General features: G+C 34.3%; 26 protein-coding genes, 1 tRNA gene, 1 other RNA gene and 1 pseudogene. 9 read left to right on the top strand and 20 right to left on the bottom strand.

Going from position 1 to position 23,958, the window contains the following annotated elements:
• The 8 genes and pseudogenes from rps19p to ACJMLZ_RS02380 all read right to left on the bottom strand — a co-directional run.
• Nucleotides 1-101 (bottom strand): annotated as a pseudogene (gene rps19p, locus ACJMLZ_RS02415) (30S ribosomal protein S19); the annotation flags it as partial.
• 15 nt (nt 102-116) lie between these two features.
• On the bottom strand, nt 117-842 hold the full coding sequence (locus ACJMLZ_RS02410) for a 50S ribosomal protein L2 (protein WP_405303776.1): 726 nt from the start codon (nt 840-842) through the stop codon (nt 117-119).
• A 12-nt stretch (nt 843-854) separates the two neighbouring features.
• The gene (locus ACJMLZ_RS02405; protein WP_405303775.1) at nt 855-1,115 is read right to left on the bottom strand and encodes a 50S ribosomal protein L23; all 261 of its coding nucleotides are present in this window, start codon (nt 1,113-1,115) and stop codon (nt 855-857) included.
• 22 nt (nt 1,116-1,137) lie between these two features.
• A complete protein-coding gene (gene rpl4p, locus ACJMLZ_RS02400; protein ID WP_405303774.1) occupies nt 1,138-1,902 on the bottom strand; it encodes a 50S ribosomal protein L4 in 765 nt (254 codons plus the stop codon).
• 2 nt (nt 1,903-1,904) lie between these two features.
• A complete protein-coding gene (gene rpl3p / locus ACJMLZ_RS02395) occupies nt 1,905-2,915 on the bottom strand; it encodes a 50S ribosomal protein L3 (protein ID WP_405303773.1) in 1,011 nt (336 codons plus the stop codon).
• A gap of 346 nt (nt 2,916-3,261) precedes the next feature.
• A complete protein-coding gene (locus tag ACJMLZ_RS02390) occupies nt 3,262-4,089 on the bottom strand; it encodes a putative RNA uridine N3 methyltransferase (RefSeq protein ID WP_405303772.1) in 828 nt (275 codons plus the stop codon).
• A gap of 243 nt (nt 4,090-4,332) precedes the next feature.
• The gene (locus ACJMLZ_RS02385) at nt 4,333-5,217 is read right to left on the bottom strand and encodes a cation diffusion facilitator family transporter (protein WP_405303771.1); all 885 of its coding nucleotides are present in this window, start codon (nt 5,215-5,217) and stop codon (nt 4,333-4,335) included.
• 197 nt (nt 5,218-5,414) lie between these two features.
• Nucleotides 5,415-6,044 carry an METTL5 family protein gene (locus ACJMLZ_RS02380; protein WP_405303770.1) on the bottom strand — a complete coding sequence of 210 codons (630 nt, stop codon included), beginning with the start codon at nt 6,042-6,044 and terminating at the stop codon, nt 5,415-5,417.
• 70 nt (nt 6,045-6,114) lie between these two features.
• Between ACJMLZ_RS02380 and ACJMLZ_RS02375 the strand changes: the two genes are divergently transcribed.
• Nucleotides 6,115-7,608: an acetyl-CoA carboxylase biotin carboxylase subunit gene (locus ACJMLZ_RS02375; protein ID WP_405303769.1), complete on the top strand. Its 1,494-nt coding sequence runs from the start codon at nt 6,115-6,117 to the stop codon at nt 7,606-7,608.
• Between the two features lie 15 nt (nt 7,609-7,623).
• Complete coding sequence (locus ACJMLZ_RS02370) at nt 7,624-8,541, top strand: biotin--[acetyl-CoA-carboxylase] ligase (RefSeq protein ID WP_405303768.1); 918 nt, start codon at nt 7,624-7,626, stop codon at nt 8,539-8,541.
• Here the strand turns inward: ACJMLZ_RS02370 and ACJMLZ_RS02365 are convergent.
• From ACJMLZ_RS02365 to ACJMLZ_RS02355, 3 genes are all read right to left on the bottom strand, one after another.
• Complete coding sequence (locus ACJMLZ_RS02365) at nt 8,531-9,685, bottom strand: TIGR03576 family pyridoxal phosphate-dependent enzyme (protein WP_405303767.1); 1,155 nt, start codon at nt 9,683-9,685, stop codon at nt 8,531-8,533. The genes ACJMLZ_RS02370 and ACJMLZ_RS02365 overlap by 11 nt on opposite strands.
• Nucleotides 9,686-10,015, bottom strand: coding sequence for a hypothetical protein (locus ACJMLZ_RS02360; protein WP_405303766.1), 330 nt, complete (start codon nt 10,013-10,015; stop codon nt 9,686-9,688).
• 91 nt (nt 10,016-10,106) lie between these two features.
• The gene (locus ACJMLZ_RS02355; protein WP_405303765.1) at nt 10,107-10,628 is read right to left on the bottom strand and encodes a FumA C-terminus/TtdB family hydratase beta subunit; all 522 of its coding nucleotides are present in this window, start codon (nt 10,626-10,628) and stop codon (nt 10,107-10,109) included.
• A gap of 332 nt (nt 10,629-10,960) precedes the next feature.
• Between ACJMLZ_RS02355 and ACJMLZ_RS02350 the strand changes: the two genes are divergently transcribed.
• A complete protein-coding gene (locus ACJMLZ_RS02350; protein ID WP_405303764.1) occupies nt 10,961-12,778 on the top strand; it encodes a DUF2070 family protein in 1,818 nt (605 codons plus the stop codon).
• Here the strand turns inward: ACJMLZ_RS02350 and ACJMLZ_RS02345 are convergent.
• Nucleotides 12,773-13,045, bottom strand: a complete 273-nt coding sequence (locus ACJMLZ_RS02345) for a hypothetical protein (protein WP_405303763.1) — start codon at nt 13,043-13,045, stop codon at nt 12,773-12,775. The genes ACJMLZ_RS02350 and ACJMLZ_RS02345 overlap by 6 nt on opposite strands.
• An 82-nt stretch (nt 13,046-13,127) precedes the next feature.
• Between ACJMLZ_RS02345 and rqcH the strand changes: the two genes are divergently transcribed.
• Nucleotides 13,128-15,134 (top strand): ribosome rescue protein RqcH, encoded by a 2,007-nt coding sequence (gene rqcH / locus ACJMLZ_RS02340; RefSeq protein ID WP_405303762.1) that lies wholly within the window; start codon nt 13,128-13,130, stop codon nt 15,132-15,134.
• Here rqcH and ACJMLZ_RS02335 read toward each other — a convergent pair.
• Together ACJMLZ_RS02335 and ACJMLZ_RS02330 are read right to left on the bottom strand one after the other, a co-directional pair.
• Nucleotides 15,131-15,850: a metal-dependent hydrolase gene (locus ACJMLZ_RS02335; protein ID WP_405303761.1), complete on the bottom strand. Its 720-nt coding sequence runs from the start codon at nt 15,848-15,850 to the stop codon at nt 15,131-15,133. The two genes, rqcH and ACJMLZ_RS02335, sit on opposite strands and share 4 nt — an antisense overlap.
• Nucleotides 15,850-17,019: a hypothetical protein gene (locus ACJMLZ_RS02330; protein WP_405303760.1), complete on the bottom strand. Its 1,170-nt coding sequence runs from the start codon at nt 17,017-17,019 to the stop codon at nt 15,850-15,852. The genes ACJMLZ_RS02335 and ACJMLZ_RS02330 overlap by 1 nt, the downstream gene beginning before the upstream one ends.
• Nucleotides 17,020-17,201: 182 nt before the next feature.
• On the opposite strand from ACJMLZ_RS02330, the gene ACJMLZ_RS02325 reads away from it, so the two are divergent.
• Nucleotides 17,202-17,408, top strand: a complete 207-nt coding sequence (locus ACJMLZ_RS02325) for a Flp family type IVb pilin (protein WP_405303759.1) — start codon at nt 17,202-17,204, stop codon at nt 17,406-17,408.
• Nucleotides 17,356-17,583, top strand: coding sequence for a class III signal peptide-containing protein (locus ACJMLZ_RS02320; protein ID WP_405303758.1), 228 nt, complete (start codon nt 17,356-17,358; stop codon nt 17,581-17,583). The genes ACJMLZ_RS02325 and ACJMLZ_RS02320 overlap by 53 nt, the downstream gene beginning before the upstream one ends.
• A gap of 14 nt (nt 17,584-17,597) precedes the next feature.
• On the opposite strand, the gene fwdF is transcribed toward ACJMLZ_RS02320, so the two are convergent.
• From fwdF to ACJMLZ_RS02305, 3 genes are all read right to left on the bottom strand, one after another.
• Nucleotides 17,598-18,611 (bottom strand): tungsten-dependent formylmethanofuran dehydrogenase subunit FwdF, encoded by a 1,014-nt coding sequence (fwdF, locus tag ACJMLZ_RS02315; RefSeq protein ID WP_405303757.1) that lies wholly within the window; start codon nt 18,609-18,611, stop codon nt 17,598-17,600.
• Between the two features lie 9 nt (nt 18,612-18,620).
• Nucleotides 18,621-18,812 carry a 4Fe-4S binding protein gene (locus ACJMLZ_RS02310; RefSeq protein ID WP_405303756.1) on the bottom strand — a complete coding sequence of 64 codons (192 nt, stop codon included), beginning with the start codon at nt 18,810-18,812 and terminating at the stop codon, nt 18,621-18,623.
• Between the two features lie 101 nt (nt 18,813-18,913).
• Entirely contained in the window at nt 18,914-19,372 is a 459-nt protein-coding gene (locus ACJMLZ_RS02305; protein WP_405303755.1) for a phosphopantetheine adenylyltransferase, read from the bottom strand.
• 149 nt (nt 19,373-19,521) lie between these two features.
• Between ACJMLZ_RS02305 and ACJMLZ_RS02300 the strand changes: the two genes are divergently transcribed.
• The 3 genes from ACJMLZ_RS02300 to ACJMLZ_RS02290 all read left to right on the top strand — a co-directional run bounded on the left by ACJMLZ_RS02300 (nt 19,522) and on the right by ACJMLZ_RS02290 (nt 23,188).
• Nucleotides 19,522-21,075, top strand: a complete 1,554-nt coding sequence (locus ACJMLZ_RS02300) for a radical SAM protein (RefSeq protein WP_405303754.1) — start codon at nt 19,522-19,524, stop codon at nt 21,073-21,075.
• 96 nt (nt 21,076-21,171) lie between these two features.
• Complete coding sequence (locus ACJMLZ_RS02295) at nt 21,172-22,290, top strand: pyridoxal phosphate-dependent aminotransferase (protein ID WP_405303753.1); 1,119 nt, start codon at nt 21,172-21,174, stop codon at nt 22,288-22,290.
• Nucleotides 22,283-23,188 carry a cation diffusion facilitator family transporter gene (locus tag ACJMLZ_RS02290; RefSeq protein WP_405303752.1) on the top strand — a complete coding sequence of 302 codons (906 nt, stop codon included), beginning with the start codon at nt 22,283-22,285 and terminating at the stop codon, nt 23,186-23,188. The genes ACJMLZ_RS02295 and ACJMLZ_RS02290 overlap by 8 nt, the downstream gene beginning before the upstream one ends.
• Nucleotides 23,189-23,192: 4 nt before the next feature.
• Here ACJMLZ_RS02290 and ACJMLZ_RS02285 read toward each other — a convergent pair.
• From ACJMLZ_RS02285 to ACJMLZ_RS02275, 3 genes are all read right to left on the bottom strand, one after another.
• A tRNA-Ser gene (locus ACJMLZ_RS02285) sits at nt 23,193-23,276 on the bottom strand.
• Between the two features lie 63 nt (nt 23,277-23,339).
• An RNA gene (gene ffs / locus ACJMLZ_RS02280) (signal recognition particle sRNA) lies at nt 23,340-23,655 on the bottom strand.
• Between the two features lie 166 nt (nt 23,656-23,821).
• Nucleotides 23,822-23,958: CBS domain-containing protein (locus ACJMLZ_RS02275; protein ID WP_405303777.1), on the bottom strand; the 137-nt coding region annotated here is incomplete at its 5' end.

The following is a 23,958-nucleotide window of genomic DNA, read 5'->3' as shown; positions in this document are numbered from 1 at the left end:
CTTCTTTGTCTTGCAGGGAATAATTCCATTACTTCCTCTAAAGACATAGCTTGTAATTCTTCAAGAGTATAACCTTTATATTTAAATACTTTTCTTGCCAATGAAACACCCTCTATCTATCTTTTTAAACCTGTTCTTTTAGCTGCAATTGAACCAACTTTTCTTCCTGGTGGTGCATGTCTTGAAACAGTAGTTGGACGACCAGGATGTTGTCTGTTACCTCCCCCGTGAGGGTGATCTACAGCGTTCATCGCTACTCCTCTGACAGTCATGAATTTCTTACCTTTAGCTTTATAAGCATGCCATTTTTTACCAGCTTTAAGGAATGGTTTATCTTTTCTTCCTCCACCAGCTACTACACCAATACTAGCACGGCAATTAGGATTTAAGTATTTTAATTCCCCTGATGGTAATTCAACAACAGTCTGGTTAGCATCATGAGTGACAACATTAGCATAAGTTCCAGAAGATCTTACAAAACGACCTCCGTCTCCAGGTGTATTTTCAATATCGTAAACCGGAGTTCCTTCAGGAATTTCAGCAAGAGGCAATGTGTTACCGAATTTGATAGGTGCAGAAATACCACATTCAATTTCATCATCGACTTGAATGCTTTCAGGTGCTAAGATAAATTTCTTTTCACCATTTTCGAATTTTACTTCTGCAATAGGAGCGGTTCTTGCTGGGTCGTGTACAATATCAATGACTTTTCCTTTGATACTGCCTTCTTTTTCTAATGCATCGTAGGATCTGTATCTAATTTTATCTTTAAAACGGTGAGAAGCAACACGGTGTGCAGGAGTTCCTCTACCTCTTCTTTGATGAATTAATCGTTTTCCCATTCAAATTCCTCCTTAGAATACTCCTATTCTGACAGCGAGTTCTTCTGCCATTTCTTCTTCAACAAGTTTGATGTATGCTACTTTTTCACCTTTGGTGTTGATATGAGTATTGACTTTTGCAACTTCTTCTTCGTATAACTCTTCAAAAGCTCTTTTGATTTGTTTTTTGTTAGCTTTACGATTTACGACAAAAGTAATTTCATTGTTCATATCGATTAAGTTCATGGTTTTTTCAGTAACATGAGGTTTAATAATAATTGAGTATGAATCCATAATAATCACCTATTTTTCCAAATTATTGGAATAAACCTCCTAACTTTTCAACAGCTGATTTAGTGTAAACAGTGAGTCTTCCTGGGTGAGTACCTGGTGCTAATAATTCAGCGTTTAAGTTTTCGACAACTACAACATCTACACCAGCATGGTTTCTTGCACCTAAGGAAATTCCTTTGTCTTCACCAACAACAACAAGAGGTCCTTTTACTTTTTTGTATTTTCTTCCTCTAGTTTTTCCTCTACCAGCTCTGATTCTTTTACCTTCTTTAGCACGGATGACATCGTCATAAACTCCTAAGTTCTCGAATATTTCACGGGATTGTTTAGCAGTTTTTACTGATTCGATTTCATCTTCAACAATAATAGGTACTTGTTCTAAGTCTGCAACTTTGTGACCTCTGTTTTCAACAATTTCCTTATTGGTAGTTGCTGCAACAGCAGATCTGATTGCAAATCTTCTTTCTTTTATGTTGATTTTTTCGTGATGATTTTTCTCAGCTCTAGTAGGATGTGCTTGTCTACCACCAATAGCCATTGGTACGAAAGCTGCTTTTGAACCATTTTTAATCCTAGGTACTCTTGCGGTACCTCTACCTGAACCCCATCCTTTAGCAGAGGTTCTTTTACCTGCCATTGGGTCATTACCCCATGGTTGTACTCTTGCAGATTGTGCAGAAAGTACAGCTCTTTTGATTAAATCTGGTCTGTATACTTCATCAAAAATAGCTGGAAGTTCGATTTCTTCTTTAACTTCCCCATTAATAGAATAAACATTAATTTTCATGATTATACCCCTTGTTTAGATTTTGTACTTATGTAATTAATTTGAGGTATATCCTCAGCTTTATTATTAGGTCTGATAGGTTGTCTTAAGATGACTAATCTTTTGGAAGGTCCTGGAAGGGAACCTTTTACTAAAACATAATCATTTTTAACAAGCCCGTATTTTACAAATCCACCATCTGGGTTGATTTGATCAACTTCATCAGCTGATGCAATTTTCAAAATCCTTTTGTTGAATTCGGTTCTTTTGTGGTATCCCATTTGACCTGCTTGCGCAACAGTCCACATGGTTCTTCTTGGAGTCCAAGGTCCAATGGAACCTACGTGTCTACCTTTACCGGCTCTAACAGCTTTACCGTATTGAATTCTAATTCCCCATCTTTTAACTACACCTTGGAATCCTTTTCCTTTTGTAGTTGCAATTGCATCAACAAATTCTCCTTCATTGAAGATTTCGCTAGCTTTCACTTCATTACCTAATAATTCCAATGCGGTGTTTAATTTTTCTTCAGGACTTGATCCTCCGATTCCACATTCAAATATATCCGGTTTTTTCTTAGGTACGCTAGTTACTTTTGGATTGGTGTGTACTAAAACCCTAATTTCTTCTGTGTTTTCTAATGCACCTTGTATTTTTGCAATAGCTTCAGATTTATTGTACTCTTTAGGAAGAGAAATTTTCCTTGAAAGTTCTTCATCTAAATTATCTGCAAGTACTTCGGTGATTACTTTCAAACCACGAGAAGTTTTTTCATAAGCTCTAATTCCCATTACTACGACCGGAGGCACTTCCAAAACAGTTACAGGAGTGAAAACATCCATACCACTGGTTGGAGAGTTCTTATCAGTATCAGTGACTAAAGCATGAGTCATACCGACTTTATAACCTGCGAGGCCGAGTAATTTTGGTTCATCAATTTGAGGCCAAGACTTTACTCTAGGGGTTTCTTTAGCTGCTCTTTTCCTTGGACTAAAAGCAACAGACCCTTTTCTTGGCTGGTGATGTCTTACCATTTAATTTAACCTCCTTAATTATAATTTTTTCCTTATTTTTTAAATCAATTTAATTTTTTAATTCGAATTGCTAAATGAATAGCATTCGTACAAGTTTGATAAAATTATACAAGGTATAACCTCATCGAAATAATAAATAGCCGTAAAAACAATTACAACTAGATAAATATTAATTTTCAATATATTCCATTGAGTTTAATTCAATTGAAGCACAATTAAGAATATATTCAATGTATAAATCATTCTGTGCCAAGTTTATTTTTAGGTGAGTCCTAAAAACATCAATGTATAAAAAGTTGAGCAAGTTATCTATTAGAGTGTAAAACTAATAAATTTATAAAGAGAATTAAAATCTCATAAAGTTAAATAAAGAAAGTGTAGCGACAACTGCCTCTTCAGTCCTGACGGTTTCAGTTCCCTGACCCGGAATAGTATTTACTTTAAGCAAATCCCAATTCGGATTAGAAACATCGCCCTGAATTGAAGAATAAGGGCCACCAAATAAAATAGCAATACTATTACATTCATCTACTTTATGCTTTAATTCATCAAAAATAGAATCAATATAATCTCCATATCTTGTAGTTTCAATTACAAGATCAGGTTTAATTAATTTTAAGCTATTTTTAAGACTCTTATTAGAGGATATCACATTGTATCCCCAGTAAACGTCATCTGGTTTATCAGGTGTGACTATTACTTCTTTCTTAGCAATTTTAGTAATCTTAAAGTTAAAAATTCTTTTAACTGAAAGTTGCTCTTTACAGAATGCAAGTTTATCCATACCTATATCAACATAAGTTCCTTTCTTATTTCTTTTAACAGTGAAACCTTGTCTATAATCCCCCACGTCTGGTTGACTATTAACAGGATGATGAGGAGTTCTAAGCGGTGGAAGAATACCTACATGCTTCAGTTCAGCCTTTATAGGAATTGCTTGTTTCCTCAGATATTGAGGAGTATTCATATAATTCAAAACTTCAGCAATAAAACTTCCATCATTCTCTCCATCTTCATTCTTGACATTGTCATCATTATAAATAACGACATTATCTGCTTGAAAAATAGCTAAAGCTCTGCCTAAAATCCCTACTTTATAAGTACGAATTTTAAGATCTTTAGACTCAGAAAGAAATGAGTTTGGAATAAATATAGATAGCTCATCTTTATACATTACCTTACATTATGTAAACTAAAGTATATAAAGATTACCCTACATTTATATAGCTATCACTAAATAGACTTACACATTTACAAAATATTATATCAATTATAATATCCGTAGCTTCTTTTTATGCTACCAACTTTTTTATACTCAGAGAATATATTAATATAAAATATATGATATCCCCTATATAAAGGTATTGCTTTTTTATGAAAAAATTAGAAAAAAAAGGAAATTTTGAAATTATAATCTTTAATCGTGGTGTTCACTATATGGACATGGTATTGCTGAAACAAATCGAATTTCGGGCAACTTTAAAATATTTTGTTCAACCTGAGATGTAATTTCATATGCTTCTCGAACTGTCAGGTCAGCATCAATATGTACATGCAGAGTAACCATCAGATATGATGCGAAATTATCGAATTTAATGTTATGTGCATTGTGCGCATCAGGAATTTCATCAACTATATGCTTAATTTTTGAAATGAGCTCTTCATTTTCCGGAACGAAACCCATAATGCTCAAAATATTTTCCTTTCCAATAAGGTATGCAGTCTTTAGAATCAGCAAACCTATAATAAAGCCGATGATTGGATCGAGTATTGGAAATCCCATTTTTGCTACAAAAACACCAATCAAAATAGCTATTGACGTAAATATGTCTGTTCTTTGATGATATCCGTCAGCCTCAATTGCCGGACTTTTAATTTCTTTTCCTATTTTAATTATATATCTGCTGATAAAATAGTTAAGACATATGCCTAAAGCGGCCATTATCAATACATAATGATCAGGAACTGGAATGGCGCCTGGATTTTGAAACTTATGATGTGCCATATCCATAATTTCAAAACTTATAAACGTTAAAAAAATCACAATAATGAGCCCTGCTATTGCTTCGGCACGACCATAACCCTCAGGAAATTGTTCATCGGCAGGTTTTTGGCTGATTTTAAATCCAATATAAGCGATGACAGAAGTTACAATATCCGTAAAAGTATGCATTCCCTCAGCAACCAACGCATAACTTCCACCAAAAAACCCGACTACAATATTTAACACAGTTAATAGACAATTTGCCCCTATTGCAACCGTTGATGCTTTTTTTCCTGCATTATTACGACTTTGCTCCATCAAAAAAATCTCCATTGCCAAATATAAATTCATCAAACTATTTTATATATAAAAAAGCAACCAACTTTAAACAAATAAAATTTGAATATCGAATTTATAAAAATATATATAAATATTAATCTTTTTAATTAATAAACTTTTAAAATTCAGCACTAAGCATTCATTCAATGAATATTAAAAAAAATATGTTAGAATAATCACAATTCCGCCCTTATCACAATAACACTTACATTTTGTTTATCTTTAGTATGGAAATCATAAATCTTAGGAATGGGAAAATCATACCTGAAAATATGTGTGATGTTTAAGTTATTCTCCCGGTAATATTTCACTAAAAACTCCTGGGTGGATGCCATGTGAAATGAATATAAAACATTAGGGTTTAGTTCAATAGCTTTTTTTACAAATTTCAAATCCTGACCGCTGTCAGATTTTCTTTGGGATCCGAAAGGAGGATTTTGAAATACAGTATTTACATCCAATGAACAATTAAAATCAGCAATGTCGCTTTTAATGAATTTTACATTATCAACATTTAAATTATATGAAACTTCATTAGCTAAATTAACTGAATCCTCATCAATATCTACACCAATTGATAAATTTGCGCCCATTAGTGCAGATGCTATGGCAAAAATTCCTGTGCCGCAACCAAAATCTATGATATTTTTTCCATCAATATCACCCAATGAGAATGCATTCCATACCAAATCGGAAGCGATTGCTGAAGGGGTGGTATACTGTTCAAGATTTACCTTCGGTTTTGGGTGAGAGGGAATTGATTGAAGTCTCATTTCCAAATGCTTTTTACGGGTAATTTTTTTCATCTAATCAACATATTTAATTATTATATTTAATATAATTATATTATTAAGAAAAAATTACTTGAGGTTTCATATGTTTGAAAAAGTATTAATTGCAAATAGAGGAGAAATCGCAATAAGAGTTATGCGTGCATGTCGCGAGCTTGACATGAAAAGTGTAGCTATTTACTCTGATGCAGATAAGACCTCCCTTTATACAAACTATGCTGATGAAAGTTATCCTCTAGGTAACCCTTCACCGGCTAAATCATATTTAAATATAGAAAAAATCATAAATATTGCTCTAGACTCAGGGGCTGATGCAATACACCCAGGTTATGGATTTTTAGCTGAAAATCCTAAGTTTGGAGAAGAATGTGAAAAAAATGGGATTAAACTCATCGGACCAAGCGGAGATGTAATCCACAAGATGGGAGATAAAATTACATCAAAAGCGCTTATGAAGAAAGCAGGCGTTCCGGTTATTGAAGGTACACCTGAAGGAGTTACCGATATTGAAGAAGCTAAAGAAATAGCTGCTCAAATCGGATATCCAGTTATCGTGAAAGCTTCCGCAGGAGGTGGGGGAATCGGTATGCGTGCGGTTTACGAAGAAGACGAACTTGTACGTGCAATCGAATCAACCCAGTCAGTTGCTTCCACCAACTTCGGTGATTCAACAGTATTTATTGAAAAATATCTTGAAAAACCACGCCATATCGAATTCCAGCTTTTAGCTGATGAGCATGGAAATGTAATACATGTGGCCGACAGGGAATGTTCCATCCAAAGAAGACATCAAAAACTTCTTGAAGAAGCACCTTCCCCAATCATGACTGACGAATTAAGGGAACAAATGGGTGGAAGTGCAGTAAAGGCTGCAGAATATATTGGATATACCAGCGCAGGTACTGTTGAATTCCTGTATGATGATGGAGAATATTATTTCCTTGAAATGAACACACGTATCCAAGTGGAACATCCAATTACAGAACTCGTAACCAATACCGATTTAATCAAAGAGCAGATTAAAATAGCCGCAGGCGAAGAGCTAAGCTACAGTCAAAATGATATTCAGGTAACCGGCCATGCAATCGAATGTCGTATCAATGCGGAAGACCCGCTTAATGACTTTGCACCGAACCCGGGTAAAATTACCGGATACAGATCACCTGGAGGTCCTGGTGTGCGTTTAGACAGTGGAGTATACATGAATTATACCATTCCAACATTTTATGATTCAATGATTTCTAAATTGATTACCTATGGAAGAAACAGGAACGATGCAATTAATAGAATGAAACGTGCCTTAAGCGAATATATTATCTTAGGAGTGAAAACTACAATTCCTTTCCATAAAGCTATTTTAAGAAATCCTAATTTCATTTCAGGAGATTTGAATACTCACTTTATCGACCTGCACAAAAAAGGTATTGACAAAGAAATGGAAAATGTCATTCTTGAAGATTTAGAGTATGTGAACAGATTGAAGTCCACATTTATGCCTGGTAAAAAAATAGCTGCCATTTCAGCTGCTGTTGGATCTTACCAAAATGCTGTTAAAAATCAACAAATGCAAAAAAAATAATTTGGAGATTGTTAAATGCACGAAGAAATTATTAACTTATTAAAAAAGGAAAATAAACTTTCTGATGAAACAATAAGTGAAATTAAAGATGTTAACTTAAGTGATTTTTCAAACATAGTAAAAGAAATTGGAAAAGATGATAAGGAACATATCAAAGCGTCTGAAATTTTGAAAGATTTGAACACAACATACATCGGCAAAAACCTGTATATCTACAATGAAGTGGCCTCAACAAATACCGTTGCAAAATTTTTATCAATTAACGGTATTGAAGATGGAAGCGTGATCATCTCAGAAAAACAGACAAAAGCAAGAGGAAGATCAGGTAAAGCATGGTCATCCCCCTTAGGAGGAGTATGGCTATCCATAGTATTAAATCCACATGTAGATTACTCAAGATTGCCATTAATAACTTTAGCAACAGGAGTTGCAGTTGCAAAGACTCTGGAAAAAATTGGTGTGGAAAATCCTGAGATTAAATGGCCAAATGACATTATGATAAAAGGCAAAAAGGTTTGTGGAATCCTGACAGAAGCAGTAACCAAATTCAATACCATTGAAAATGTTATTGTTGGAGTGGGCATTGATGCAAATCTTGATGTGGATCAATTCCCTGAAGAATTGCAGGAAGGAACAACAACACTCAAAGAAGAAATTGGAAGAGAAGGAGATGAAAACCTCCTAATCAAACTATTCCTGGAAGAATTTGAAAAAATCAGCGAACTTTTTGACCACGAAGGATATGAAGAAATCCTGAAAGAATGGAGAAAACGTTCATACACAATCGGTAAAATTGTAGAAGTTAGAGAACCATTCAACACCTATTATGATGCATATGTGGTAGGTATCGGTAAAGAAGGAGCCCTTATTGTTGAAAAAATTGATGGAACCTTAGAAAAAGTAATTTCCGGAGAATGTATTATCAAAAACTGAATACGATCTCCCTACATTCATCTTCATTTGAAACTGCATCCTGTAGTTTTTTAAATGAAGATTCTATTTTTTTATATAAATCATTTAAATCTAATTTGAAAGCATCTGTAGTTGACAAATCAAATCTGATTGTTGCAGATGCGCCAGGCATTGAAACTGCAGGAATAGTAATAATTCCATAATCCCTTAGTAAAATAAAAGAAAATACGAACGCCAAATCATTATCAGACAGATTATGGTCTGCATTAATTTCATTTCTTAAGCCTTCAGGTGAAATCATAACCCCTGTAGGTGTCATTTCAAAATTGTTGAAATTTTCTTTCAATAAGTCAAATAACTCATCTTTTCTCTCAAAACTGTTAATTAAATTATCCCCATTGAAATTTTTAATACCATTCAACATTGCAAGAACTAAAGGCGGTTGTGCTTCAAGACCAAACTGATTGACTTTAACCTTAATTTCATCGATTAACTCTTCACGACCTGCCATCAATCCCCCTCTCGGGCCGGGCATTAACTTATCTGTACTTGTAATGGCAATGTCAGCACCCAAATCACATGCCTTAGCTTGATTGAAGACAACTGTTCTAAGTCTTGCACCTGATGCATCATCCACCATGACAGGAATATTTTTCTCATGAGCCATTTCGATTACTTTTTTAAACTCATCTTCGTCAATCACCTTATGATCCATTGTAGAACCTGTGACAACAACCAATGAAGTGTTATCAGGTATTGAAAACTCATTAAAATCATCAGTTTCCGAATAATTAGCTCCAACTAATTTGCAGCTTCTTGGAATTGATGGATGGGCAGGTAACTCCGCAAGATAATGGACAACATTTGTGTCTTTAGCTACAAGAGCCAGAATAGTTGCAAGTATCCCTGAAGATGTCCTATTCAAGGGGAGAATTTTATCTCCACCCATATGCTCTTTTCCGACACTTTGGAGTTCCTCTTCAAAAATAGCAGGGCCAACATATGTCTCCAAAAGGTTTATCTCAGAAGGAGTTGCTATAAATCCTCCAGATAGTCCAGTCAAATCAAATAAAGAAGAACGTCCATCATTTTCAACTTTATCCTTAATAATTAAAAGAGCGTTTTCCCTTTTTTTAACTTCGTCTAAAGAGCTATCAACTATCATCTAATCAGAGTCATCCAATTCTAATTTATAATTTTCAAAAAATTCTAAAATGGATTTCAATTGCTTTTCATTAATGTCCACGGAAGTGTATTCCTCTTCCTCAGGAATTTGATAATAATATTCGGCGAATAAAACTTTACCTTCAGGGCTTGTAAAAATGGTTATTCCGTCGGTAAGTTTATCAGGATTTTTATTTTGGAACTCTATTTCGAAAGAAGTACCAAATTTCTCGGAAAACTTTTGTTTTTCTTCCGCATCCCTATTGCATTTTCTGATTTTTGTCATTCTTGATTTAAACTTTTTTTCAGCGAGTTCATTGATATCAGCCATTATTAACACAACCTCAAAAAATTATTTTATTATAATGATAAATTAAGATTTAAACTAAATTATATATAAGTATTCCTTATTGTTCTTAAAGTCAGTCATATAAACTATTGCCCTTGCTGTCCATCGCAACTATGAGCGGTCCGAAATCCTTAACCTTCAGGTTCCACATGGCTTCAGGCATGCCCAAATCCAACCAGTCAACGCTTTCGATTTCCTCAACAGCATCAACGTATAAAGCTGCACACCCTCCAGTGGCAACCACATATAACGCATTATTTCTGATTAATGCTTCACGGACAGTGTCATCCATTCCACCTTTTCCTATGACGATTTTGGGACCCATATCCAGAACATCACTCTGATAAGGATTCATCCTCATGGAAGTGGTGGGGCCGATAGCAACCATTTCATATTTTCCATCTTTTTGAGTTATAATTGGTCCCGCATGAAAAAGGACCGCCCCGTCAATATCCAATGGAGCACCTTCCTCAAGAAGTCTTTTGTGTGCCTGGTCACGTGCAGTCAATATGTTTCCGGTCAAATAAACTACATCGCCCGCATTTATATCACTTAAATTTTCATCAGTTATCGGTACATTCAACTTTATTTCCATTTACACACCCATTAAGTAAAATATATTATAATAATACAAATCTATGTTTATATAAAATTTTTAGCTTTAATAAAATTAATGGTTAAAAATAGTGATGAAAAAAATTATGTCAAGTAGGGATATACAACATTACCCTAAACTTTTCTAAATCAAAGAAAAATAGTAGGATAAAATCATATGTCAAATTTAATATACCTCTGTGACAAATATTTTTAAATAAAGATGCTCTGCTTGATTGGTGAAATGTATTATTTTCATTTTAACAAATTTAATATATTTCTTATGACCAACTTTTATATGAGCATTTAATAAAAAGTGTAGGACAAAATATCATGTCAAGTATGAGTAGCGTTGCAGGATTATCAAAATATATTACCACCCTGCCGAAAACTAAATTTTCTATTATTGGAATGGCAATAATAAGTATTTTAACAGGTGTTTTATATTTCCTGATATATAACACAGGATATGGAATATTAGAGAGAGTAATCTACGGAGGACTATACAGTTTACTTATAATCGGCATTCCATCAATCATGAGCGGCGCCGTCAATCAGCAAATCATCCAAACGTTGGATGGTATCAACGTAAAAATTAAACATTCAATGTTTTTATGTGGACTTTCGATGACAATTTTAGGATTAATATTAGTCATTGGAGGAGTCATATCAAGAATCATACATGCTGATTTGTTTTTAAACTCATTATTGTTCGGTTGTGTTATAATCTATGGTTTTAACACATTGGTTTTCTGGGCCACAGCAAAAATAAGATTTACAAAAGCTGCAATAACAGGATTACTCCAGCCCGTGCTCATCATTGCAATGTACATACTGATTACATTTTTTGTTACAGATACAAGTTTTATAGGTCCTGTAATTTTACAGATAGCCATTAAAGCTTTGATTGCAGGAATAATATTTGTTTTAGCCATTTATGCATTCATTACAGTTATCGCATCCCCATTCAAGAAGAATTTGGGAATTGGAGTATTGGATTTATTAAGTTTATTTATTGCACATATGAATGAAGGATCTAACTCACTTGAAGGATTGTTTGAAAGCATGGGTGAGGCAATAGACACCGTGGTTACTTTCGTCAGCTTTAAAGCTGAAAATGGAATAAAGGCATTGTTTATTTCACCGTCAGTCCATCCGGGCCCTCTTGGAGATTTGGGAGGTTCAAATATGCCAACAATCCTTGCTAACAAATTCGGCCACTTTACAATGGTTGCCCACGGACCTTCAACTCACGATTTCAACCCGATTGCAGTTTCAGAAATTGATAAAATCGAGGATGCAGTTAAAAGAGGATTAAAAAAAGTTGAATATTCCCCTGCTGCAAGTAAATTCGTAAGATATAACTCAGAAAAGGCCAATATTGGAGTGCAGTTCTTCAATAAGGGTATGGTTATACTGTCCACCTTTGCGCCTGAAGGCAGTGACGACATTGAATTTGGTGTCGGGCTAACAATGATGGCCCAAAGCAGAAGCAAATGCAACGTTAAGGATTCAGTTATTGTGGACTGCCACAACTCTTTTGAACCTGAAAGCGGTGAGGTATTGCCTGGAAATGCAGAGGTATTCCATTTAATCGATGTAATAGACAAGATAGATCCGAATCAAGCCAAAAATGACCTGAAAGTTGGATGTTCCTATAATTCCCTTGGAAGCTTTGACAAACAGGAGGGAATAGGTGAAAGCGGTCTGAAGACCATGGTAATTGAAGTCGGCAATCAAAGAACAGCTTATATATTATTTGATTCAAACAACATGGAAATCGGATTCAGGCAGGAGATTATCGACGCGGTCAGCGATTTGGAAATAGATGAAATAGAAGTGATGACAACTGACACCCATACAGTCAACACCATTTCAAGAGGATACAATCCAGTGGGAATATTAAAAAGGCCTGAAATTATTGAATATGTTAGATCAAGCATTATTGAAGCAATAGAAGATTTAGAAAAAGTTGAAGTTGGAACTGGAACTGAAAAAATTAGAAATCTTAAAACATTCGGTCCAAAAAATTCAACAGAACTAATCTCAACAATCAGTTCAGTTGTGGCTGTCAGTAAAATTATAGCCCCAGTTTTATTGATAACTTCATTGATAATAGCGTTTATTTGGATATTCTTCGGGGGATTATAGATACATTGCAAATATTGTATATGCAATAACCCATGTAAAGAAAAATGGAGCTATTCCATCCCATAACCATTGAGAAAACCCAGTAATTTCATCTCCAGCAATTTTTTGACAGAATTGGCCGACAAAATATAATATAATTAATGCAACAAAGCCTGCAAAAATTTCATTTTTAAATCCAAACCAACCAAGAGTCAAACCGGTTGAAATTAAAGCTGAAAAAAGAGCAGCTATTATATGAATACTTGTAACTTTAATAGTTGTGTCCATTTATATCCTCCATAATTAAATATATTAATATAATTTTAGTGATTATAATATATTAAAGTATTGATAGTTTAAAGGTGTTAGTATGAAAACAATGTCCAATGTCGACATTTATACAATAAGTGATGAATTGAATAAATTATTAAGCGGTGCGAGAGTAGACAAATCATTCCAACCAACCAAAGACATAGTCGTTATGAGATTCCATGTACCTGGAACCGGAAGGATTGATTTGGTGATGCAATGCGGTTCCAGAATACATACCAGCCAATATCCGCTTGAAAATCCAACAAATCCGCCAACATTTCCTATGCTTTTGAGAAAAAGAATCAAAGGAGCTCATGTTGAAAGCATAAAGCAGCATAATTTTGATCGTGTAGTTGAAATCAAGGTAAAGAAGGACAAATATTACACAATAATAGTTGAACTTTTCGATAAGGGGAATATTATCCTTCTGGATGATGAGAACAATATCATATTGCCTCTCAAAAGAAAACACTGGAGCTCCAGGGACATAAGTTCAAAAAGGGAATATGTGTTCCCTGAAGAAAGGGGAATAAACCCCATTACAGTAACACCTGAAGAATTTAAAGCCTTATTCAAAAATAATGAAAGCGACGTTGTCAGAACGCTTGCAATAAATGGGCTTGGAAGCCTATATGCTGAAGAGATTATCGCAAGGGCAAATAAAATTACGGATATTGATAAGAACACCTTAAACAATGAAATTACCGAAGAGCAGTTTAATGCATTGTATGAAGGATTTAAAAACTTATTTGACAGTTTGAAAAATGAATCCATCAAACCTCAAATTGTAAAAAGCGATTCCAAAGAGGATGTTGTTCCTCTTGATTTGGTAAAATATGATTCCTATGAGAAAACCCATTACGATACATTCAATGAAGCCTGTGATGAGTTCTATTCAAAAAAGGTGAATACCGGAATCAAGGATGTTAAGGAAGCGGCCTGGAACAAAAAGGTAGGCAAGTTTGAAAAAAGATTAAGATTGCAGCAAGAAACACTTGATAATTTTGAAAAGACAATAGCTGAAAGCCAGCATAAGGGAGAGGTAATCTATTCTAATTACACCACCATCGATAATATGATTAATGTTGTCAATTCAGCAAGAGATAAGGACTACTCATTTAAAGAGATTGGAAAAACACTGAAGGATGCTAAAAAAAATGGAATAAAAGATGCCCAAATATATGAATCAATAGACAAATTGGGGGTCCTGACATTAGACATTGAAGATACAAAAATAAACATTGACCCTAAACTGACAATTCCTGAAAATGCTGAAGTATACTACGAAAAAGCTAAAAAAGCAAAAAGAAAAACAAAAGGTGCGCTGATAGCTATTGAAAATACCAAAAGGCAGCTTGAAGACATCAAAGCTAAAAAGGATATTGCAATGGAAAACATATCCGTGCCTAAAAAGAGAGTCAAGAAAAATCTCAAATGGTTTGAAAAATTGAGATGGTTTGTAAGCTCACAGGGCATTTTAGTCATTGGAGGTCGTGATGCAAACTCCAATGAAGGTGTTGTAAAAAAATATTTGGAACCAAATGATATTTATTTACATGCGGATATACATGGCGCAACATCAACCGCCATAAAATTAAATGGCAGTGAATTAAATGACCAACTCCTTAAAGAATCAGGGGAGTTTGCCGCATCATTTTCATCTGCTTGGTCAAAAGGTTTCACATCTCAAGACGTCTTTTGGGTTCATCCGGAACAGGTATCAAAAACACCTGAAGCGGGGGAGTTTTTACCAAAAGGGTCATTTGTTATACGAGGCCACAGGAATTACATCCGCGGTGCAAGGGTGAAATTGGCTATTGGAATTGTGGACTATGAAGGCAAACGCATTATGGCAGGTCCGGTTGAATCCCTTGAAGCCCATTGCGAAAACTTTGTTGTTTTAAAACCTGGTTTTACAAAAAAAGAGGCAATTGCTAAAAAAATTCTAAATAAAATCAATGAAGATGATTTGATAAGTCTGGATGACATTATAAGGGTATTGCCTTCCGGAAAATGTGACATAGATGAGGAATATCATCAAAGAAAAAAATATGAAAAAGGTTAATCCTGATACTCTTCAGGATTAAATTCAAAATATTCGTCAGGATTCATTACCACAACATCAATTTTAGGATTAAACTGATTGACAAAATTTGCAAAAATTGCAGGATCTTGTTCGATTGGTGGAAATGTATTGTAATGCATAGGTATTGCCACTTTCGGATTTAACCACATTGAAGCTAATGCCGCTTCAAAAGGACCCATAGTGAATTTATCGCCAATAGGAATCAATACAATATCCGGTTTGTAAATTTCACCGATAATAGTTTTCATATCACCAAATAAACCAGTGTCACCAGCATGGAATATTTTAGTACCGTCCTCAAAAGTAATTAGGAAACTTGCAGGAACACCACCCGGAACAGTCTCCTCAACCACATCAATATCTGATGAATGCTTTGCTTCCAACATTGTGAATTTAATGTTTCTGAATATGAATGACCCTCCGATGTTAACTCCAATATTTCTAATACCCTGTTTTGCTAAAAAGAGTGAAATTTCGTGAATACATGCTATTGGGGCATTAGTACTATTGGATATTTCTAAAGCATCCCCGAAATGGTCGGAATGTCCGTGAGTAAGCAAAATAATATCTGGATTTAACTCTTCAACCGGAACTTGGCAGGATGGATTATTGCTGATAAAAGGATCAATCAAAATTCTGACATTGTCATCGCTAATTATTTCAAATGCTGAATGACCCAACCATCTAATTTCCATTAAGCTGTTCCCCCGATGCTACCCATTATGATACTTTCATCCAAATTGGAAGCAATATTCCATGTTTTTTCAAAGTCTGCTCTAATGCTTGAAATTGAATTTCTATCATCATAGATAGCTCCATACTCCACGCCGTTTTGATTATCTGAAATAATCATTGCATGTGAATCATCTGTAATCATGTTTACGGTGTGAACCTTAGGAACTGTTCTGATATGAACTCCCTGTTTCAAGAGTGAAGAAATCAAAAACATGTAAGACATGTCGGAAACGTCAAATTCATCAATAATTACTCTTGAATATATGGTTGGAACCTGAGATAAGACCCTGTCGGACAAATCATTTAATGAAGGAATTTCCAACATTATTTCTTTATGAACATTCACTGCTAACTCTTCAAAAGCATCCTGAGAAGTCACTAAACCCTCATTATAGATTACAAAACTGTTGAGATCCTTTGGAATAGGAAGACTTTCTGGATCATTGATATCTATTTTGATGTCTCTAGGTGCGCTTACTTCAGGAGTTGCAGGGGTTGGATGTTCAACAATAATCTCTTCAACAGGCTCTTCCTGAGACAATGCCTTTTTAATTTCTTCGGATTTGTCAGTTTCAACAACAAATTCCGGAACATCCGTGGTGAAATAGCTTTCCTCACGTTTTCTAGGCGCTCTGGTCACTTTCAATGGTTTATCATAGGAAGGTGTGAAATGAAGTTGCCTGTCAAAATCAACCTCTTTTTCTTCCAAAGGTGCGACATTCAAAACCGCTTTAGGATTATCTTCAAATGATTCCCTATAAGAACCAAGGGATTGTGATTCCGGATAATTATCTTCAAGAACTAATTCCTCATAATCTACATCATCATATTCATTGAATTCCCTACGAACATTCAAAGGTTGATTTCTTTTATCTGATTTTCTTTCAAACCTATCAAATGCTTGAGAATTAAACTCATTTGAATTGATAAATTCTTTTATAGCATTAGTAGTCCTATCAGCGTTAGAATCTACAAAATAACTGATAATCATAATTATTCCAACAATTGCTATGATAAGACCAACAATTAACAAAAAGTCCAATAAATTATACACAGTAGTCTCATATGCAATGAGAACACCTACTACAAATAAAATAAAACCTGAAACTAATTTTAATGTATTTCCCACGATTTCACCCTTATCAATTTTAATCACTCTATATTTAACTAATTATATTTTATCTACGACCCCATTAATAAACCTAATGGAAAAAATAGGAAAAATCAATGCAAAAAAGCCCAAAAGTAATACTTTTTTATAAAATAGTAATATTAATATAATAAAAAATCATAATATTAATTGGTGAAAAAATGAAAAAAATAAAAACATTCCTCAAAGAAAATTCCGGTCAAGGAGCTGCCGAATACATATTGCTGTTCGGGGGAGTAATTGTTATTGCATTGCTGGCACTGACAATTTATCGATCATATATGGAAACTAGTGACACAAGTTTAAAGGCAAAAGATGACATCATTGATGTTAGAAACACAATACTTGACAACAGAACCCATGTATAGAAAAAAAATAGACAACAAAGGCCAGGGAAGTGCTGAATTAATCCTGATAATTGGAGGATTAATTGTAATAATACTCCTGGTAGGAAGTTATATCTCAAATATAACTAAGAAAACACAAACAAATCTAGCAAATTTGTTAAAACAAGAAAGAGATTTTTTAATAAATAAAATTTGAAAATAGGGGAAACCCTATTTTCCACTAATTAAAGCATTTAAGATTTCATTCCATGATTCAGAATTAATATTGCTCAATTTCATACTAGTTCTGTTCAATACTCTGATGTTTTGTGGACATGCAGTGATACAAGCGCCACATAAGTTACAGAAGTCCAGATTGGTGACAGCCTTACCGTCAACAATTTCTACTGCATTACATGGGCAAACATCTTGACATGCGTGGCAGGAATCGCCTTTACATACTTTTTCTTCAGCTTCATCTTCCACAAGTTCAAGAGTACCTTCAAATGGTTTAGTTACTATAATTGCATCAACCGGACAGATTTCAGAACACCAGGAGCAATTTACACAGGTGTCTTCAAGAATGAAAACATCACCTGTGACTTCAGGAATCTCAATTTCATCAGCATACATACATGTAGCACAAACTTCTCTAATTGCATCTTCAGGACAGATTCTTTTACATACTCCACAGTAGATACATTTAGAAGTGTCAACTTCAATATTGTTATTTAATTTATCAACACTGGATGTTGCAATATTGCTAAGAGTAATAGCTTCAGCAGGACATAAGTCTGCACAGAATGAACAATAGATACATTTGTCTTGATCGAAACTTATTTCTCCTCTAACTAAAGATGAAACTTCAGGTAATGTTCTTTCGAATATGATTGAATCCCTAGGACATACTGAATAACATCTTCCGCAATACATACAATCTTCATCATTAATTTTGGACTCGACTTCCCATGATGGGTATGAATCTGATTCTTTGATATCTTCACCATCAATAGTTAATGATAATGAGTCAAACGGACATGCTACAGAACATAATCCACAGAATACGCAGGAATCACTAACAGAAATTAAATCCATTTCAATTAATCCCCTTGCGATTGGAACTAAAGGTCCTAACCTTAATGAAGAAGTTGGACAAGTGTCTACACAAATTCCGCATCCAACACATTTAGCATCGTCATAAGCCAATTTACGATGCTCTTCACCAACACGCTCTATACTAAACATAAAACAACCTCATGCTTTTGAAATAGCTTGGTTTGGGCAATTTTGGATACAGAGATCACAGTCATCACAATTTTCAGGGACTATTTTTACATCTCCATCTTCCTCAATGATTGCACCTTGTTCACAAAGTTTAATACATAATCCTTGCACTGGACAACTTTCAATGTGACCACATGCTTCAGGGTCTATTTTTACTGCCATATTTTCCACCTCAATATAAAACATATAACTATTAAAATAATTGATACGTTGTTTAATTATTTCTCGAAATGAATATATAAACATGTCGATTATTTTCTCAATTATTTTATGCAATTCCCATTTTGATTAATTTCGCCTCGCCTAATTCGTGTTGAGGAAATGGGATTTCCATCATAAGCCAACACAAAGCTTACTACAACAATATCAAGAGGTTTCATGCCTTTGGAAATTCTAATATCATTAATCTCAATAGCGGTAGGTTCGGTTTCCTCACTTACAATAATGGCTTCAAAATCATCATCATAAATTGTGGTCCCGTAAGGATCTTCTAAAGGAACAATTGTAAAATCAGATTTGTCTGAAAAAAAACACTTAAGATTTTTCATCCGTTCTTTGCAAGAGTCGATATCTCCTTTAAGACCGCCAAATGCATCTGAAGTTACGCCAATTTCAACACAATCGCCCATCTCAAATGCAGTCGATAACAATTTTTTATGACCATCATGAAATTTGTCAAAAGTTCCACCAACAGCCACTTTTGAATATTTTTTAGAATTCATAATATTGTCCTAATAGCTTGTAATGAAATATTTATTAAAACTATTATAAATTATTAGCTATTTAAAAAAAGTATTATTAAAAGAAAGTAGATAATTATAATGAGAGTTAAAAACATAACATTATAGAACTGTGAAAAAAGTTGATTTATATGATTTATGAAAAAAACGCTTTTCAAAAAAAATATGAAAAGATTGACATACACTTCGCATTAACATACCCCAATGTATATAATACCGCCATGTCATCATTAGGCTATAATATACTGTATAATCATATAAATGAGCGCGAAGATACCTGGTGTGAAAGGATAATCTATCCTGATACAAACTCCATTGAATCAAATACTCCAATTAAACATTTTGATATAATAAGTTTCACACTGCAGTTTGAAGAGGACTATTTTAATGTATTGGAAATGCTGAAAAAAGCTGAAATTCCGCTTAAAAGAAAAGACAGGGGAGAAAATGATCCATTGATTATAGCGGGAGGACCATGTGCAACGGCAAATCCCCTTCCATTATCCGATTATATTGACATCTTCATTATTGGCGAAGGTGAAGGAATAATAAACGCCTTTTTGGACAAATATCTGGAAAATCCAGATAGAAATCTGAAAAAATTTTTAGACATACAGGGGATTTATATTTCCGAATTCGACAACAAAACCAAAATTGCACTGGTTAATGATATGGATAATGCATATCACATTACCGAGCCTGTCATAAGCAAAAGCGATGATGAAAATTACCAAAGCATTTTTAACAACACTATAATGTTGAATGTGTCCAGGGGATGTGCCAGAGGATGCAGATTCTGCATGGCAAGTTATCTTTATAGGCCGGTGCGTGAAACAGATTATAAAAAGCTAGTAGACATTGCTATAAAAAACAGACAAAATACCGGGCTTAACAAAGTTACCCTGATAGGTGCTGCGGTATCCGATTACAGTAATTTGGATAAGCTTACTGAAAGCCTTGAAAAGGAAGGTTTTCAAATTTCAACACCTTCTCTTAGAATAGAATCTATTTCTAGAAAAACTTTAGAAACCTTGAAAAAAAGTGGGCTTAAAACCATCACTCTTGCTCCCGAATCAATTGAAAGACTTCGAAGAGTGATCAATAAGGACATTTCTGATGAAAAGATATTTTCCGTGATAAAAGATGCTGTTGACCTGGATTTTAAAATTAAATTATACTTTTTAATTGGAATACCTGGCGAAACTAAAGAGGATATTAAAGACCTTGCGGAATACATGAAAAAAATTGCAGGAATGCACAAAAGTATCCGGAATGTGAAATTCAGCGTAAACCCAATTATTCCAAAACCGCATACTCCACTGCAATGGGAAGGTTATGATTTCAAGGATATAAAAAATAAAACCAGACTCCTTAAAAAAGAAATGCAAAAATATAATATTAAATGCGAAAGTCCTAAAAAAAGTATGATTCAATATATATTGTCTTGTGGAAATAGGCAAGTTGGTGAGATTATTGAAAAATCTTTAACAAAACAACCCACATTAAAAGAATGGAGGGAACTGCTTCCGGATTATGATATCTCGGATGAACTGCCCTGGAGCAATATTGATGTTGGAGTAAATGAAAGATTCCTGAAAATAGAAAATAAAAGATTGAAAAATCTAAAGCAAACCCCATGGTGTGAAACATCACCATGTTACAACTGCGGGGCATGCGAAAAATAATTACTGGAAAAAAATCAATTTACAATAATAATAAAAATTACGAAAATAATAATACTTATAAATAAGCACAATAAAAATAATATATGGGGAAAAATTATGGTAAAGCCAGCAAGCAGAACAAGTTCAATTGAATTATCACAAATACGAAAAATGTTTGAAGTGACAAATCCAGATGCGATTAATCTGGGTATCGGAGAACCTGATTTCAATGTTCCGGAAAACATCAAAATTGCAATGAAAAATTCAATTGACAATAACGAAACTCATTATACATCAAACAAAGGACTAATTGAATTAAGAGAAGCTATTGTTGATAAATTCAAAAAAGATAATGGAATCAAAACTAATCCTGACAATATTATTGTAACTGCAGGAGCTAGCGAAGGATTATTCATGTGTGCACAGGCATTCTTTGAGCCAGGTGATGAGATTATTCTTCCAAACCCCAGTTTTCTATCTTATGAGGCATGCATAAACTTATCCGGTGCAAAAATAGTTCCTGTTGACTGTTCAATGGAAAATGAATTTAAATTGAAATCAGATGACGTTGCAGAAAAAATATCAAAGGATACAAAAGCTATCATGCTGAATTCACCATCAAATCCAACCGGAGCGGTAATGGATAAGGAAGATATAAAAGCAATTGCAGATTTGTCAATGGACAATGACTTTTTAGTAATTTCCGATGAGATATATGAAAAAATCATCTATGATAAAAAACATTGCTCTCCAGCCAAATATAGTGATAATGTTATTACATTAAACGGATTTTCAAAAACCTATGCCATGACAGGATTGAGAATAGGTTACCTTACAGCAAACGAGTATAATACAGAACAGTTACTTAAGATTCACCAATATAATATAGCCTGCGCCAGTACAACCTCACAAATGGGAGCCTATGAAGCATTGACCGGACCACAGGATGAAGTGGCAAAAATGGTAAACGAATTTAAAAGAAGACGTGATTTGATAGTGGGCCGTTTAAATGAAATGGGATATGAAACAGTAAATGCTGAAGGGGCATTTTATGTATTTCCAAAAATTGAAGATGAAGACTTTGTTCAAAAAGCAGCAAAAGCAGGTGTAATTACAGTTCCCGGAGCTGCATTCGGATCAAATGGAAAAAATCACGTGAGAATGTCATATGCAAATTCCTATGAAAATATTGAAAAAGCCATGAATATCTTAGAAGAGAGTGTAGTCAATGGATGAATTTCGAAGCAAAGCAGGAAAAAAAGCAGCTACAGTTGCAATACTTGCAAATAGCTTTTTGACTGTTTTTAATTTGATTGTTGGATTAATGTCCGGAAGTTATGCATTAATATCAGAGGGAGCACATACTCTTTCAGATATTGTAACTACAATTGTAGCATATGCCGGCTTTAAAATAGGGCAAAAACCTGCTGATGAAGAGCATCCCATAGGACACGGTCGTGCAGAAGCAATAGGCGGATTGATCATAGTTTTATTTTTAACAATCGTTGCTTGGGAGATTATGGGCGGTGCAATTGAAAAATTAATCAATCCCTCATTAATCACTACCCCCGATGTGTTTGCGGCAATAATGGCCATCATTGGAATATTTGTAAACTATTCCATCAGCCAATATATTATCGGAATCGGCAAATCAATTAACAGTCCGGCAATTGTTGCTGATGGAAAACATCAGAAAACAGATATTTTCTCATCAATAGCTGTCTTAGTGGGTGTTGCCGTATCAAATATGGGTTATCCAATTTTAGACCCAATAATAGGACTATTTATTGGATTTCTGATTCTTAAAACCGCTTATGAAATAGGAAAAGAAAATATAGACGACATTATGGGGAAAGTTCCTTCAAAGGAATTCATTAAAAAAATAAAAGATGTCGCTAATAATACTCCCCCAGCTAAAAATGCACATAACATCAAAGTAGATTATTTTGGTTCATATGCTGCAGTTTCATTACATATACAGCTTGATGGAAACATAACTTTGGATGAAACACACAAAATAGTGCATGATGTTGAAAACAATATCATAAAAGAAATTCCAGAAGTAAAATCTGTAATGGTTCATGCATGCCCACTTGGATTAGAATACAACCATGACCAAGAAATAGATTTGTAGAAAACGCCGGGACGGGGATTTGAACCCCGGTGGTCATAAGACCATCGGATTAGCAGTCCGACGCCGTACCAGGCTGGGCCATCCCGACAACTAAAAAAACAATTATATTAAGTTATATGTTAAAACTTATTTATAAACTTAATTATTTATATAAATGGCATGTTCAGAAGTGGACTAATCTCAAAAATATAAGTGATCTAAAAAACCCAACTCCACCCCGGGATTCTACAAGCATCGCATGTTAACAGTAGAGCTGCTCCCTTCCGGGCCTGACCCATTCCCATATCGAAGATGACTAATTTTTACCCTCCAGTAAAAATCTCACCACCACCAATCCTGCAGGACGAGGTTTCTATGCTGTTTTTTCTAGGCTTATATTCTCTTAAAAAGCCGCCTTCTGAACTTCGACTGCACCAAAGGGGGTGTGTGCTTACAGAGGACCCCTAACCCTCCGGTCTAGCCAATATTAATATATGACTTTAATCTTATATAAATGTTAGCAAAAAATCCATTACTGGAACAATAAATAATTACTGAAAAAATTAAAAAAGACCATTTCTAGAAAAGAAATATATTACAGTAACTTAATTAAAAATGATAAAAAAAGAATAAAATAAAGAAAAATAGGTTAAATTAAAATATTTCTTGAATAATATCTCCATCAGAAATAATACCTACTAATTTTTCATCTTCAACAACAGGAAGTTGATTTAAAATTCCTGAAGAAGAAACACCATCTTTCATTATTTTAATTGCCTCTTCAAGGCTGT

Origin of the sequence: Methanobrevibacter sp. (genome assembly GCF_045126245.1) — an archaeon.
Classification (GTDB): domain Archaea; phylum Methanobacteriota; class Methanobacteria; order Methanobacteriales; family Methanobacteriaceae; genus Methanocatella.
The sequence above is the reverse complement of the archived record's forward strand: the minus strand, read 5'-3'. Positions and strand labels throughout refer to the sequence as shown.

Excerpts from the sequence above, each read along its gene's own strand:
- ACJMLZ_RS02410 (WP_405303776.1), bottom strand. The coding sequence starts at position 842 with ATGGGAAAACGATTAATTCATCAAAGAAGAGGTAGAGGAACTCCTGCA.
- ACJMLZ_RS02405 (WP_405303775.1), bottom strand. The coding sequence starts at position 1,115 with ATGGATTCATACTCAATTATTATTAAACCTCATGTTACTGAAAAAACC.
- rpl4p (WP_405303774.1), bottom strand. The coding sequence starts at position 1,902 with ATGAAAATTAATGTTTATTCTATTAATGGGGAAGTTAAAGAAGAAATC.
- rpl3p (WP_405303773.1), bottom strand. The coding sequence starts at position 2,915 with ATGGTAAGACATCACCAGCCAAGAAAAGGGTCTGTTGCTTTTAGTCCA.
- ACJMLZ_RS02390 (WP_405303772.1), bottom strand. The coding sequence starts at position 4,089 with ATGTATAAAGATGAGCTATCTATATTTATTCCAAACTCATTTCTTTCT.
- ACJMLZ_RS02385 (WP_405303771.1), bottom strand. The coding sequence starts at position 5,217 with ATGGAGCAAAGTCGTAATAATGCAGGAAAAAAAGCATCAACGGTTGCA.
- ACJMLZ_RS02380 (WP_405303770.1), bottom strand. The coding sequence starts at position 6,044 with ATGAAAAAAATTACCCGTAAAAAGCATTTGGAAATGAGACTTCAATCA.
- ACJMLZ_RS02375 (WP_405303769.1), top strand. The coding sequence starts at position 6,115 with ATGTTTGAAAAAGTATTAATTGCAAATAGAGGAGAAATCGCAATAAGA.
- ACJMLZ_RS02370 (WP_405303768.1), top strand. The coding sequence starts at position 7,624 with ATGCACGAAGAAATTATTAACTTATTAAAAAAGGAAAATAAACTTTCT.
- ACJMLZ_RS02365 (WP_405303767.1), bottom strand. The coding sequence starts at position 9,685 with ATGATAGTTGATAGCTCTTTAGACGAAGTTAAAAAAAGGGAAAACGCT.
- ACJMLZ_RS02360 (WP_405303766.1), bottom strand. The coding sequence starts at position 10,015 with ATGGCTGATATCAATGAACTCGCTGAAAAAAAGTTTAAATCAAGAATG.
- ACJMLZ_RS02355 (WP_405303765.1), bottom strand. The coding sequence starts at position 10,628 with ATGGAAATAAAGTTGAATGTACCGATAACTGATGAAAATTTAAGTGAT.
- ACJMLZ_RS02350 (WP_405303764.1), top strand. The coding sequence starts at position 10,961 with ATGTCAAGTATGAGTAGCGTTGCAGGATTATCAAAATATATTACCACC.
- ACJMLZ_RS02345 (WP_405303763.1), bottom strand. The coding sequence starts at position 13,045 with ATGGACACAACTATTAAAGTTACAAGTATTCATATAATAGCTGCTCTT.
- rqcH (WP_405303762.1), top strand. The coding sequence starts at position 13,128 with ATGAAAACAATGTCCAATGTCGACATTTATACAATAAGTGATGAATTG.
- ACJMLZ_RS02335 (WP_405303761.1), bottom strand. The coding sequence starts at position 15,850 with ATGGAAATTAGATGGTTGGGTCATTCAGCATTTGAAATAATTAGCGAT.
- ACJMLZ_RS02325 (WP_405303759.1), top strand. The coding sequence starts at position 17,202 with ATGAAAAAAATAAAAACATTCCTCAAAGAAAATTCCGGTCAAGGAGCT.
- ACJMLZ_RS02320 (WP_405303758.1), top strand. The coding sequence starts at position 17,356 with ATGACATCATTGATGTTAGAAACACAATACTTGACAACAGAACCCATG.
- fwdF (WP_405303757.1), bottom strand. The coding sequence starts at position 18,611 with ATGTTTAGTATAGAGCGTGTTGGTGAAGAGCATCGTAAATTGGCTTAT.
- ACJMLZ_RS02310 (WP_405303756.1), bottom strand. The coding sequence starts at position 18,812 with ATGGCAGTAAAAATAGACCCTGAAGCATGTGGTCACATTGAAAGTTGT.
- ACJMLZ_RS02305 (WP_405303755.1), bottom strand. The coding sequence starts at position 19,372 with ATGAATTCTAAAAAATATTCAAAAGTGGCTGTTGGTGGAACTTTTGAC.
- ACJMLZ_RS02300 (WP_405303754.1), top strand. The coding sequence starts at position 19,522 with ATGATTTATGAAAAAAACGCTTTTCAAAAAAAATATGAAAAGATTGAC.
- ACJMLZ_RS02295 (WP_405303753.1), top strand. The coding sequence starts at position 21,172 with ATGGTAAAGCCAGCAAGCAGAACAAGTTCAATTGAATTATCACAAATA.
- ACJMLZ_RS02290 (WP_405303752.1), top strand. The coding sequence starts at position 22,283 with ATGGATGAATTTCGAAGCAAAGCAGGAAAAAAAGCAGCTACAGTTGCA.